General features: G+C 59.5%; 6 protein-coding genes and 3 pseudogenes. 3 read left to right on the plus strand and 6 right to left on the minus strand.

The window, feature by feature from the left end; translation table 11 throughout:
- Nucleotides 1-116: 116 nt before the first annotated feature.
- Nucleotides 117-2282, plus strand: a complete 2166-nt coding sequence (locus IB265_RS34185) for a Wzz/FepE/Etk N-terminal domain-containing protein (RefSeq protein ID WP_057251169.1) — start codon at nt 117-119, stop codon at nt 2280-2282.
- A 254-nt stretch (nt 2283-2536) separates the two neighbouring features.
- On the opposite strand, the pseudogene IB265_RS34190 reads toward IB265_RS34185, so the two are convergent.
- Nucleotides 2537-2955, minus strand: a pseudogene (locus IB265_RS34190) (IS110 family transposase); the annotation flags it as partial.
- Nucleotides 2956-2979: 24 nt separating this feature from the next.
- On the opposite strand from IB265_RS34190, the pseudogene IB265_RS34195 reads away from it, so the two are divergent.
- Nucleotides 2980-3150 (plus strand): annotated as a pseudogene (locus IB265_RS34195) (IS3 family transposase); the annotation flags it as partial.
- 271 nt (nt 3151-3421) lie between these two features.
- Here IB265_RS34195 and IB265_RS34200 read toward each other — a convergent pair.
- From IB265_RS34200 to IB265_RS34210, 3 genes are all read right to left on the minus strand, one after another.
- Nucleotides 3422-4864, minus strand: coding sequence for an HlyD family type I secretion periplasmic adaptor subunit (locus tag IB265_RS34200; RefSeq protein ID WP_113737423.1), 1443 nt, complete (start codon nt 4862-4864; stop codon nt 3422-3424).
- Nucleotides 4861-6600, minus strand: a complete 1740-nt coding sequence (locus IB265_RS34205; protein WP_057251170.1) for a type I secretion system permease/ATPase — start codon at nt 6598-6600, stop codon at nt 4861-4863. The genes IB265_RS34200 and IB265_RS34205 overlap by 4 nt, the downstream gene beginning before the upstream one ends.
- A gap of 269 nt (nt 6601-6869) precedes the next feature.
- Nucleotides 6870-8306, minus strand: coding sequence for a right-handed parallel beta-helix repeat-containing protein (locus IB265_RS34210; protein ID WP_156414641.1), 1437 nt, complete (start codon nt 8304-8306; stop codon nt 6870-6872).
- Between the two features lie 902 nt (nt 8307-9208).
- Between IB265_RS34210 and glmS the strand changes: the two genes are divergently transcribed.
- Nucleotides 9209-11032, plus strand: coding sequence for a glutamine--fructose-6-phosphate transaminase (isomerizing) (gene glmS / locus IB265_RS34215; RefSeq protein ID WP_057251173.1), 1824 nt, complete (start codon nt 9209-9211; stop codon nt 11030-11032).
- A gap of 144 nt (nt 11033-11176) precedes the next feature.
- On the opposite strand, the pseudogene IB265_RS34220 reads toward glmS, so the two are convergent.
- Both IB265_RS34220 and IB265_RS34225 read right to left on the minus strand, forming a co-directional pair.
- Nucleotides 11177-11474, minus strand: a pseudogene (locus tag IB265_RS34220) (transposase); the annotation flags it as partial.
- Between the two features lie 91 nt (nt 11475-11565).
- On the minus strand, nt 11566-12879 hold the full coding sequence (locus tag IB265_RS34225; protein WP_057251175.1) for an HlyD family type I secretion periplasmic adaptor subunit: 1314 nt from the start codon (nt 12877-12879) through the stop codon (nt 11566-11568).
- Between the last annotated feature and the right edge of the window lie 4 nt (nt 12880-12883).

Below are 12883 nucleotides of genomic sequence, written 5' to 3' on the forward strand. Positions count from 1 at the left end.
CTCGGGCCCGCTCCTCCGTGGCATCCAATGTCTTCTCAAGACGCTTTGATCGATGCCGACGAACCGCAAAATTAACAAGAGCGGCGCCTTCGCGCCCCTAATCTCCAGGACGAGCAATGACCTACGAAGAAGACCGTACACTCCATCTCTTCGATCTTGTTGCACTGTTGGGACGGCGATGGAAGCTAGTCGCCGTTTGCGCCGCGAGTGGTGCGTTGATGGCCATGCTGATTGGCACCAGCATCCCGGCCCGCTATACGGCGAAAGCGCAGTTGCTCGTGGCGCGCTCGGAGTCCGGGCCGGAGGGCTCTTTCGATGAGGCTGTCGTCGACACCCACGTGGAACTCATCCTGTCGCCCAGCCATCTGCGTGCGGTGCAGAAAAGCCTCGCCGAGGATCCCGGCACCAGCGGTCCCGCAACCGTTGCGTCCCCGCCCCCGTTTAGTGATCGGGCGCAGCGGCCATGGAGCAAGATGCTTTCAGACGCCATCTTTGGTGCAAACGACGAGCCGCCCTCCGCCCCAACGACGGGTTCATCGGGAGAAGCCGTGCCCGAAGAGTCGGAGCCCATCGATTTCGAGGACCTCCAGCAAAACCTCAATGTTTATAAGGAACAGCACTCACGTGTAGTTGCCGTAACCTTCACTTCAGAGAATCCGCAGATGGCCGCAGTCATTGCGAACCGAGTGGCCGAGATGTACGTAAATAGAGGTCGCGACCGCCTTCAGGCGCGGCGTGAGCGGCTGGAGAAGGAACTGGCCGAACGCATTCCTTCCGCGCGGGCCGCTGTCGAGCGTGCGGAAGCAGCCGTTCGTGACCATCGAATGGCCTCAGGACTTATTGACCAGAAGAGCGTCGAATCGATGGATCAGCAGATTGCCGAACTGAGGCGACAGCTCGCAATTGATCTGGCCAGACTTGGAGAACGGGGAGTGCGTCTCTCAGCCTTGCTGACCCAACAGGATCAGGAAGGGCCTCGCGTCGACGTTTTGAGTGACGGCCAGTCCGCAAATGCCTTCCCACTCGCTACGGAGGCCGAAACAGACGCAGCCGATACCCGTCACCAAGCAGTTTCGTTACAGCGTGAAGAGTTGAGTCGGCTCCTCGATGAGGTCCTTGCCGAACTGCCCTTCGATCGTAGGGCGCTTGGGGAGCGCCTCCACCGCACTCGGGAACGCCTCGATTCACTCGACCAATCTCGGGAAACACTCCGCGAAGCTGAGGCAAAGCTGCGCGAATTGGAGCGTGAGGCCACTGCATCGGCGCAGCTATACGAGAGCCTTCTGCGGCGACAAACCGAAATCTTTGCCCAAGACCGAATTCAAGAGGAAGCACATATTGTCTCTGCTGCATTGCCACCCGCATTTCCGAGCTCGCCTTCGGCGGCCCTGTTCGTGCTGCCGGCATTCGTTGCCTTTGGCATCGGCGGCGGATTGACGGCTGTGCTGTTGGAGCGTTTCCACCGTCGCGTGCGCAGCGAGCGCGATGTCGAAGAATCGGTTGGAGTACCGTGCATCGGGCTCGTGCCCAACCGCTTCCGGATGAGCAGCGCGCGACGCGCGTTGATTGACGATCCGTTCAACAGCTATGGCGAGGCGGTTCGCTCAGTCGTGGCGACGGCCCTGTCGCGACGGCGTATTTTCCCGCATCAGGGCCGAGTCCGTGATTCTGCCGTCTTCGCCATCACATCGAGTGACAAGGACGACGGAAAGACCGCGCTTGCTCTTAGCTTTGCCCTGAGTGCGGGCACGATTGGGCGGAAGGTCCTGCTCATCGATCTTGATTTTCGCAACCCCAGCATCGCGCATAGTCTTGAGGGATTCGGAAAGGACAGGGCGACGTATTTCCGCGAGGAAACGGTACCCGCTGAGGAAATTGTCAAGACGATCGCCGAGTTCGGAATCGACTTTCTCCCGCTTTCCTGCAGGCGGGAATATGCTCTTTCGTTCCTTTCAACAAACCAGCTTACAATCATGCTGGACAACTTCAAGGACCAGTATGATTGCATTGTGATCGTAAGCCCACCGCTCCTTGGTGCAACGGAAGCACGCGTCATTGCTTCCGTTGTAGATAACGTCATCCTTGCACTGGAGTGGAGCGCTACGGAGGTCGACGTCGCCCGCCGCGCGATAAGTCAGCTCGGACATGTCGGGATCAAAGATGCACACGAGCGGGTGTTTGGCGTACTGACGCAAGTTAACATGCGAAAGCACCATTTCGGATTCTCTATTCGGCGTGGTGAGGTCAAGCACCTTCTGACTACCCGTACCTCTGGTGATTGATGTCTTCGCAGTATCGCGCTTCTCTCCGGGCTCGGCCTGTGTGGCCCTCCCATTATGCGACCAGAAGAATGGGGCGGAACAATCCAATCGGCGACCTGATCGCGATGAGCGAATATAACAGACAACCACGCGAGCTTACCCCATCCATCGTACTGCGGAGGACATCTTTCCACTGGCGGCGGAATCTTCTTGTCTCCTCTGGCGCTCTCGTCACTCTGGTTGCTAATTAAGCAGCAATAGGCAAGCTCTCCCTCTTCGAATTTGACCTTACCGACCAATCCGACTTTCAGGCCGAAGTTTCGCAACAATCCGCGAATGTCATACTCGATGGCGATGGCTTTTTCCTGCAAGAGTTTGCGCGCGGTCAGCAATGCCCGGTGCTTCTGGCTCGTCAGTGTCTTCACATGCACAGGCCAATAGAGATTGACGCGCATCATCTGGGCGATTCCACGCGTATCATTGCGGTCCGTCATATTTGATTGAGCTTCAAAAATGCCTTGGCATGCCTGGTCTCAATGCAGATCACGGGTAATTCTGCCTTAGCCAGTCCTTCATAAAACCATTGCGACAGTGGTCGGGCTTCAAGACCGACCCGCTCAATCTGCCACTTCGGATCCTTCATCACCAAGATCAAATCTTCGGGGTGAGTAGCAACCTTTGTCTCCCGGCAAATCTTGCCTGTTTCATCAGGGAGCTCTCAGCCTGCGAGGGCTTCTTTGGACGGTTAAAAAACGAGATGTACTACCACCGGATCAATACGACGCTTGACGACTTCATGCAGCAAGTGGATTCCTATATCTGGTGGCACAATCAGCATCGCACAAAAATCTCACTCGGTGGCCTTAGCCCCGCGGAATACCGCCGGAACCATGCTGCGACGGCGATGGAAGTTGATCGCAGGTTCCGCGCTGTGCGGCGCGCCGATGTTGGAAAATCTGAAAGAAGCTACGCTTGCATAGTGATCGACAGTCCATCCTTGCTTGAGGCAACTGAAGCCCGCGCCTTAAAGATGTACCACAGCGCGTGCTCGGCGTAATAACGCAGGTTGAGGTGCGAGAGCACGCCTTCTATCACCGATAAACTTCACCATCGATGCGGTCCGTTGATTTCTGGTCCCGGGGAGCGGAGCGGATAATTTCCTATTCCCGGAAAGCGCGCTCAATCTGATCTGTGAGTGGTTTCACTAAGTAGGAGATGACCGTGCGATCACCAGTAAGCAAGAACGCTTCTACTGGCATGCCGGGCTTGAGGCTTTCCGGTTTGAAGGAGCCACGCTGACCTTTATCGAGCTTGATTCTCACGCTGTAGAAGGACAACCCATTTCGCTCGTCTTCGACGAGGTCCGGTGAAACGGTTAGTACATGTCCCCCGATTTCGGGCGTGATCTGCTGATTGAAGGCCGACAGACGCAGGTGGACTGGCTGGCCGGGCTGGACTTGGTCGATGTCTTGAGGCGCGATGCGCGCTTCCACCGCCAACTTGTCGGCAATGGGGACGATTTTCATGATCGGCTCGCCCGCGGCAACAACGCCTCCTACCGTGTGGATCGCAAGTTGATGTACGCGTCCGGCCTGAGGCGCACGAATGTCGGTTTGCCTCAGAAGCTGATCTGCGGCGATCTTTCGTTCTTCCAACCCCGCGATTTGGGCCTCCGTATCGCGAAGTTCTTTTGCGACGTCGCTGCGCCAATTCTCCTGAATCTGAATGACGGCTATTTCGGTTTCGCTAATCTTGCCCTTGGCCTCGGCGATCGCAGCGATCAGCTGGCCGCGGCCTCCCAGGAGCTGCGCTTCCTGGCGCTCCAACTCCAGCAGTCGTGAGTGCTGGACAAGCTTTTTCTCCCACAGGACTTTCACGCTGCTGAGTTCGTCGCGGACCAGACCAAGCTCCCGCTCCTTAGCCTCCCGTTGAGACTCGAGTCCCGCTATCTCCTTTGTGAGCTGGCCAATCCGCTCCCTGCGTTGCTCGATCTCTGCTTGATAGGCCGCGCGGCGCAGTGCGAACAATTTCCGTTCCCCTTGGAGGACCTGCGCCACGTGGGCGGCGGAGGAGCGCCTCACAATATCCTGGGGAAAGAGGATCGCTTCAGCACCTTCGCGCTCTGCAGTCAGGCGCGCTTGTCGGGCCGAGAGTTCGTCCAGGCTCTTAGTAATGACGGCAAGGTTAGCGCGAGTGACCGTGTCATCGAGGCGAACCAAGATATCACCTGCCTTAACCTCGTCGCCATCACGCACGTTGATTGCGCCCACAACGCCGCCGCTTAGATGTTGCACCGCCTTCACGTTGGATTCAACCGCGATATGTCCCGGGGCGATCACGGCACCTGACAACCCCGTCGTCGCGGCCCATGCGCCAAGCCCGCCAAACAGCAGTGCCACGATCGCCGCGCCGAGGACGATGTGCCTGCGCAGGGAGATATCGTTCTGCGTGGGCGCGGATACACCCTTCGCAGGAGCGTAGGCCGCAGGCAATGTCGGCCGATCAATTCTGCCCTTAGCACTTGCTGTCAAATGGCTTTTGTCCTTAGTCAACAGATTAGCGACGCCATGCGCGCGCTGAGCCCAGTCGCGAATACTCATCATCCGGACGCCCTTTCCCCCGCTGGAATCGCTCGAATTGATCTCTCGGGCGCAAGCCGCGTCTGCTCCCGCAAAATCATATCCCGGGATCCGAAAGCTTTCTGGCGGCCGGACTGAAGAACGAGCAAGAAATCGACACCCGCCAGCGCGCTCGGGCGATGGGCAATTATGATGACCACGCCTTTGCGGCGTTTCACGGCAAGGATCGCCTGGTTCAGTGCATGCTCCCCATTGGCATCGAGGTTCGAGTTGGGTTCGTCCAGAACCACGAGGAAGGGATCACCATACAGCGCGCGAGCCAGTCCGATGCGCTGCCGCTGGCCTGCTGAGAGCGATGCTCCGCCTTCGCCGATCTCGGTCTGATATCCGCCAGGCAAGAGCAGGATCGTCTCGTGCATGCCCGCGGCCTTGGCGGCCGCGATGATGGCCGCTGGATCCGGCGCGGGATCAAAGCGAGCGATGTTTTGAGCGATCGTGCCTCCAAATAGCTCGACATCTTGTGGTAGATACCCGACATGCCGCCCCAGCGCGTCAACCGGCCACTGCCCGATCGCGGCCCCGTCCAGGCGGATCTTGCCATACGCTGTCTGCCAGACGCCGACGATCGCCCGCGCCAAGGACGACTTACCCGAAGCACTCGGACCGATGATGCCGAGCGCGGAGCCCGCGGTGAGCGAAAATGCAATATCCTGAGCGACAAAACGGCGCTCGCCCGGAGGAATGACGCCGACACCTTCCACCGAGAGTTCCGATTGCGGCGGCGGCAGCTGCAGTGCATCCCCGGCGGGAGGAACCAGCGCAAAAAGCTCATCCAGCCGGCGCCAGCTTTGTCTGGCGGCAAGAAATCTTTTCGAATGCGCGATAGCCTGTTCGACAGGCGCCAGGGCCCGCGCCGTAAGAATTGAACTCGCGATGATGATACCGCCAGTGGCCTCCTGGCGGATCACCAAGAACGCGCCGGTCGCTAGCACGAGCGACTGCAGCATCATCCTGAGGCCCCGCGAAAGCGCCCCGAAGGAGCCGGTGATATCGCTGGCCCGTATCTGCGCCTGCCTGTAGTTCGTGCTTGCATTGTTCCACAGCGCGGCAAGATTGGATCGCATCCCCATCGCTTCAATGACTTCGGCGTTGCGCATGCTTGCCAGTGCAACGTTGTTGCGTGCCTGAGCATAGCCCGACATTTCAGTTGCCGGACGGCGGACCGTTTTTTCCGTGACGACGGTTACCGCCAAAAGCAGGATCGCACCGATCAACGCTGCCGCGCCCAGCCAAGGATGGAAAGCGAAGCAAAGCCCGAGATAGAGCGGCATCCACGGCAGATCGAAGAGAGCGGCGGGACCGCCGCTCGACAGGAATCCGGAAATTTGGTCGAGGTCTCGCACTGGCTGTAGGCCTTCGCCCGAGTTGCCCCTCATCAGGGGCAACTTCGACATCACACGATAGGTCGCTTCGTTCAGGCGCTCATCGAGTCCGCTGCCAATACGTGCCAGCACGCGGCCGCGTATGGCGTCGAGCGCGCCCTGAGAAACGTAAAGTATTAAAATTAGGAAGATCAGTGCGACGAGTGTCGGCACGCTGCGGCTGGGCAGAACTCTGTCATAGACCTGCAGCATAAAGATCGAGCCGGATAGCGTCAGCACGTTGAGAAGACCGCTGAAGGCCGCCACCACGAGAAAAGCCCGTCGAAATCGCCGCAGACAGGCAGCTAACTCGGACTTCGCCCCTGACGTGCGGAGCATTCCTAAACCGGATTGTGACATTTCCGTCCCCTCAAACAACTGCATGTGTGAGCCCGCGATGCGGGCCTTCAACACTACTGGCGCTTGGTTAGTTTTCTGATCGGCCAGCGGCACGCATAATCCCCTGCCTGACCTTCGCCGCCCGTGCGAATGTCAGCCACAGATACTCAAGCGTTTAGCCGTGGAGTCACTCACAGCAACGGCGTATTCTCCTCCAGAAACCAAATGAATCTGGAGGAGAAGTTCCACCGTCCCCATTGGCTGGGAGTCTAGAGCACGAGGTCACCCGAGGTCAGGTTGACCTCGCCGTGAAGCCAGAGCGTGAACTCAGCCTGAACGTCGGTGTCTACGTTCCCGCTCACAACGGTTGTGTCGGAACCGGCATCGTAGGACACCTTAAGCTGGCCGGGAGCGTCGCTGAAGTCGCCCTGGATCAGATGGAAGGCCTGGTCGCCCGTCAGGTCCCTGTTTGCGTCGATTGCTGACAGTTTGATCTTGTCGCCGGCGGCGAAATCCATGATCGTGTCGACGCCGCCGTTCTCGCGCGAGTCGCCGAGGCGCTCCAGGAGGAAGGTGTCGTTCCCGCTGCCGCCCCACAGCTTGTCGACGCCATCATTGCCCCTGATGACATCGTTTCCGGCGGACCCTTTCACGACATCGTTCCCATTGGCTCCGTCGATGATGTTGTCCAGCCCGTTGCCGATGATGGTCTCACCGTCGCTGGACCCCTTAAAGCTCACGCCGTTGAACGAAGCAGGCTCGGCAGCGAGCGGGGGCTGTTCGGCTACCGGCGGCTGTTCGGCTATCGGCTGCTCGGTGGCAGGTGAATCGGGGGTAATGCCTTCTTCACCGCTGTGTCGCTCGATCCACTCGGTTTTGGCCTCCTGCCAATAGTCGCGCGCCGCCTGGCCCTGCAGGACCGTCCACCCTTCGGGAGGCATCGGGTAATCGTCCGGGAGCGGTGTGTCCGACAGATTCAGGAAGACGTTGCCTCTGGACTCGACGGTGTTGTTCCAAGCGTCTTGCATGCTGCGGTAGCTGTGGTGCTCAACGTCCTCGATGGCAAAGACCGTGTTAATGAAGCGCAGGTTCGGTGTGAGCTCGCCGTCCGTGGCAGAGTCGGTCTTGATCATCGAGGAGTGCGTCATCTCACCCTCGTAAAGGAAAGATTGCATCCGCATCAGCACGCCGTCCAGCGTGACAGTGTTGTTATGGCCGTCGACAGGGCTTGACGACGATGGGTCTACGCTGATGCCACCGAACACCCCGTCGAAAAGGCTGTCACGGATAGTGCCCGTCTGGAGGCGGTCGTTCTCGACCGCGTCGTCGCGGGCGTTGGTGACCCAGACGTCCTCGATGAGGAAGTTAGGGCTGTCCCAAGATACGCGGACAGCGTCCCACGTATTCGTGATATGCCAGTCGCGGATCACGACGCCTGGCGTGCCCTCTGTCCTGATGCCAGCCGAGTTGCCGTCGTTGTAGACGTCACGCCAATCACCGGTCATGTCGACTTTGCCGTTGATCGTGCCGCCATCAAGTATCGCACCCGGTGAGTCGTAGACCATAAAGGGGTACGGACTGCCGTCGCTCCCATCGTTGTCTTGTGTCCAGGATGCATTTTCGGCATCGATCAGAGTTCCCGCGGCAAGGCCGGAAGCCTTGTAAGGTTTGGAGCCGTAGTCTCCGGTCAGCGTAATTGTAGTCACTATGAAAGTTCTCCAGTTTCCCTCTTTCCCCAGGAGTGAGTGGGGAGGCAATACACGGCTGTGATTTGCAGCCGCCCAATTCGTATATTAGCGGAGTATGGCAAACCTGCGGCGTTTCCGATCACCTTGGTCGCACTCGCGGGATCATGACGCACGACGCACCTCCCGGGTCCGGCGCAAAGGCATGATAGTGCACGACGTTCGCCTTCGGTTCGTTGGCCAGCGGTGCATCCACGACCGGCGCAGCGGCCGGCAATTCGGCGAAGCGCTCGCCGTCGCTGTTTGGGCACGAGCCCCAATCAGGCCACAAATCTCGACCTTTGCGGAATGTCGCCATAGGGAAAGCCTCGATCACCATCGCCGTGATCGGTCACATTCCAGGCATGGACATCAATTGGGTTGCGTTCTCGGAGTGCTTCCCACTCCGACTTGAGCGCCTTTTCCAAGCTGGCAATCCGGGAAGAGAGCGCCTCGATCGGTTCAAGGTAAATGCGTCGGTCTCCACGGCGTCGTCATCCTCGATGATCTGCTTCAGCGAAGCCAGGTTCGTCAGCGCCACTTCCAGTTTTGCACCGACCGATAGAGACACAACAGGCCCGCCAAGGCCGTGCCACTTGCTTCGGACCGCGGTCAGAAAGTCAAGTAACCCATGTGGCTGCGGCAATAGCCCTAACAGGCAAATTGAAGCGTGCCGGCCAGGAGAACACAATGCCATAGGCTTGAGTTGATGTTGCTCGCACTGGTCATCGGGGTCGGAATGACAGCTCTGGTAGATGCCCTGCTGGTGCAGTTTTGGATCCTGCTACCGGACAGCGGTCCGCGGATGACCGCTGCCCCTCGTATGTCGGTCGCAGCTTCCGAGTTCGTCGAAAACTAGCAATGGAAGGCTTAAGGCAAGTAAAATGTGCGGGATCGTCGGGATTGTCGGGCACTCGCCCGTTGCGCCACTTATCGTGGACGCTCTCAAGCGGCTGGAATATCGCGGCTACGATTCTGCCGGTGTCGCCACTGTTGAGGGCGGGCAGCTCGCCCGCCGACGTGCGGAAGGCAAACTGGTCAACCTCGAGCGCCGGTTGCAGGCCGAACCACTGGGCGGCACGATCGGCATCGGGCACACGCGCTGGGCCACGCACGGCGTCCCGAACGAGACCAATGCCCATCCGCATTTTTCCAGGGATGTGGCGATTGTACACAATGGCATCATCGAGAATTTCGCGGAACTGCGCGCGGAACTGATCGCAGATGGTTTCGAATTCGCTTCGGAAACCGATACCGAAGTTGTCGCCCATCTGATCTCGCGCGAACTGGCGCGCGGCACGAAACCGGTCGGGGCCGCACACAATGCATTGAAGCGGCTCGAGGGCGCCTTCGCGCTGGCAATCATGTTCCGTGGAGACGAGGATCTGATCATCGGGGCGCGCAACGGGCCCCCGCTTGCGGTGGGCCACGGCGAAGGCGAGATGTATCTGGGCTCCGACGCCATCGCGCTCGCGCCCTTCACCGATTCTATCACCTATCTGGAGGATGGAGACTGGGCTGTCGTGCAGCGTGGCGGCTTGCAGATATTCGACATCAGCGGCACGCCGGTCGAACGTAAGCGGCAGCGGTCGATCGGCTCCTCCTTCCTGGTCGACAAGGGCAATTACCGGCATTTCATGGAGAAGGAAATCCATGAACAGCCGGAGGTGATCTCGCATACCCTTGCGCATTATCTCGACTTCGCCCAGGGAAAGGCCAAGCCGGTCGATCTGCCATTCGATTTCGCGAAGCTCGACCGTATGGCGGTTTCGGCCTGCGGCACCGCTTATCTTGCCGGCCTGATCGGGAAATACTGGTTCGAACGCCTGGGGCGGTTGCCGATCGATATCGATATCGCATCCGAGTTCCGCTATCGGGAAATGCCGCTGTCGAAGTCGAGTGCAGCCCTGTTCATCTCGCAGTCCGGCGAGACTGCCGACACGTTGGCATCGCTACGCTATTGCCGCAGCGCCGGCATTCCGATCAGCGCAATCGTCAATGTCCGTGAATCGACGATCGCGCGCGAATCTGACTGCATTTTCCCGACGCTTGCCGGGCCGGAGATCGGCGTCGCCTCGACCAAGGCCTTTACCTGCCAGCTTTCGGTGCTTGCAGCGCTCGCGGTACGTGCGGCCGCAGTGCGGGGGACCATCGGCGGGGAAAACGAAAAGCGGCTCATCCGCCAGTTGTCGGAAGCGCCGCGTTTCGCCAGCCAGGTGCTCAAGCTCGGAGAGCAGATCGAGAAGGTCGCGCGCGAACTCACGCAGGTGCGGCATGTGCTGTATCTGGGGCGCGACACCAATTATCCGCTCGCCATGGAAGGCGCGCTCAAGCTCAAGGAGATCTCATATATCCATGGCGAAGGCTATGCCGCGGGCGAACTGAAACACGGCCCCATCGCGTTGGTCGATGAAACCATGCCTGTCATCGTCATCGCGCCGCATGACCGGATTTTCGAGAAGACTGTCTCCAACATGCAGGAGGTCGCAGCCCGCGGCGGCAGGATCATTCTGATCACCGACCGGAAGGGGGCCACGCAGGCAAGCCTGAAGACGATGGAAACGATCATCCTGCCCGACATGCCGGAGATCATAGCGCCGATCATCTACGCCCTGCCGATCCAAATGCTGGCCTATCATACCGCCGTGCACATGGGCACCGACGTTGATCAGCCGCGCAATCTGGCAAAATCCGTCACAGTGGAATAGCTCTCGCGCAGGACCGAGAGCCGGTGGGCGGGGCTGCTTATCGGACGCGCTCATATGGAATACGATGCCACCAGGCACGCAGTGCAATGCGTATCCAGCCGCTCCAAGATAGACCTGCCCGATGGGATTGAGGTCCGGGCTCTAGGGCGGCAGGAAGAAGAGGCGTGCCTCCTTGACGGCGCGGCGCACGGCTTATCCCTTGTGGCTGCCGAGATTGTCGAGGATTACGATGTCGCCCTTGGCGAAACTCGCCGTTGATCGGCCCGTCGACGACCCAAGGCGCATCGATACGGTCGCAGCGCAAAGCAGCGATGAAGGTCATGGTTTTCCAGTGGCCGTGCGGGACCGGTGCAGCGAGCCGCCGGCCGCGCGGCGCCCAGCCCCGCAGTGGCGCCATATTCGTCTTGATGGTTTCATCGAGAAAGACCAGCCGACAGGCTTCGGAGCCCAGGGGATAGCTTCGTTGGCATCATTGGCAAAATCCTCCTTCAAATGACTTCTGAAACAGGATCCGGCGCGACAAACCGCTCAATCTACTGGTCCCGGAAAGCCCGCATCATCTGATCCGTCAACGGCTTCATCAGATACGAGAGCACCTTGCGCTCACCGGTCTGGATGAAAACCTCGACCGGCATGCCGGGAACGAGCGCTAGCTGGCCGAGTCTCTGCAATCCCTCCGGAACCGGGGTGATGCGCACCACGTAATAACTCTCGTTGGTGCGCTGATCCCGCGTGATGTCGGCGGCGACCCTGGAGACCACTCCGATAAGCTCAGGCGTGCTGCGCAGATTGAAGGCGGTGAACCGAAGCAGGGCTGCTTGGCCAACCAGAAGCTGGTCGATGTCTTGCGGAGCCACCTTTGCCTCGACCGTGAGGGCGTCAGCATCAGGGACAATCAGCATGATCGGTTCCCCGGCACCAATGACACCGCCGACGGTGTGCACAATCGACTGATGAACGGTACCGCTCGCAGGAGCACGAATATTGATGCGCGCCAGCTGATCTTCGGCCGTGACGTTTCGCTCCTCGAACTCGGCTATCTTGGCGTCGACCTCGCGCAATTCGCGTCCCGTCTCGCTCGAGAATTCCTTATCCAGTTGCAGGACCTGGAGCTCCACTTCCGCGATCGCTCCCTTTGTCTGCGCAATGCTCGAAACAAGCTGGGCCCGTTCGCCTTCGATCCGCGTAGCTTCGCGTTCATAAGCCGTCAGCTTGGATATCGGCACCAGCTTCTGTTCAAAGAGGCTGCGAACCCCGTCGAGCTCATTGTTGACCAGCTCGATCTCCCTAGCCTTGGCCACTTCCTGGGCCGAATGGCCTTCGATCTGCTTGCGGTACTGTTCCATCCTTTCGTGAAGTCGTGCCTTGTTGCCGGATCGCGCGATCCGGCGAAGTTCGAACAGTCGCTTTTCGCCGGCAACCAGCGCCGCCACCTCGGGGACGCCCATCCGGCTCGCAAGCAATGGAGCGAGCGTCATCTCTTCGCCGCCATCGCGCTCGGCCTCGAGACGGGATTTGCGGGCGTAAAGCTCGTCCAGGCTCTTGGTCACGAACGCGAGATTGGCACGGGGAACAACGTCGCTAAGCCGGACCACAACATCGCCGGCATTTACGTGGTTGCCGTCACGCACGAAGATCTCGCCGACGATACCTCCGGTGGAGTGTTGCACCTTCTTCTCATTATCCTCGACGACCACCGCGCCATGCGCGATGACCGCGCCCGAAATGTCCACGGTTGCGGCCCAGCCGCCGACGATGCCGGCGAGCAGGGTGATGAACGTCACCCCTCCCATGAGATTGCGTCGAATGGACCGCCGGTTGCAGTGCGTCGACCGAGTATCTGCCATCTTT

Origin of the sequence: Ensifer sp. ENS10, from assembly GCF_014852025.1 — a bacterium.
Taxonomy (GTDB): Bacteria; Pseudomonadota; Alphaproteobacteria; order Rhizobiales; family Rhizobiaceae; genus Ensifer.

Coding starts and splice junctions, on each gene's coding strand:
- IB265_RS34185 (WP_057251169.1), top strand. CDS start 117: ATGACCTACGAAGAAGACCGTACACTCCATCTCTTCGATCTTGTTGCA.
- IB265_RS34200 (WP_113737423.1), bottom strand. CDS start 4,864: ATGATGAGTATTCGCGACTGGGCTCAGCGCGCGCATGGCGTCGCTAAT.
- IB265_RS34205 (WP_057251170.1), bottom strand. CDS start 6,600: ATGCTCCGCACGTCAGGGGCGAAGTCCGAGTTAGCTGCCTGTCTGCGG.
- glmS (WP_057251173.1), top strand. CDS start 9,209: ATGTGCGGGATCGTCGGGATTGTCGGGCACTCGCCCGTTGCGCCACTT.
- IB265_RS34225 (WP_057251175.1), bottom strand. CDS start 12,879: ATGGCAGATACTCGGTCGACGCACTGCAACCGGCGGTCCATTCGACGC.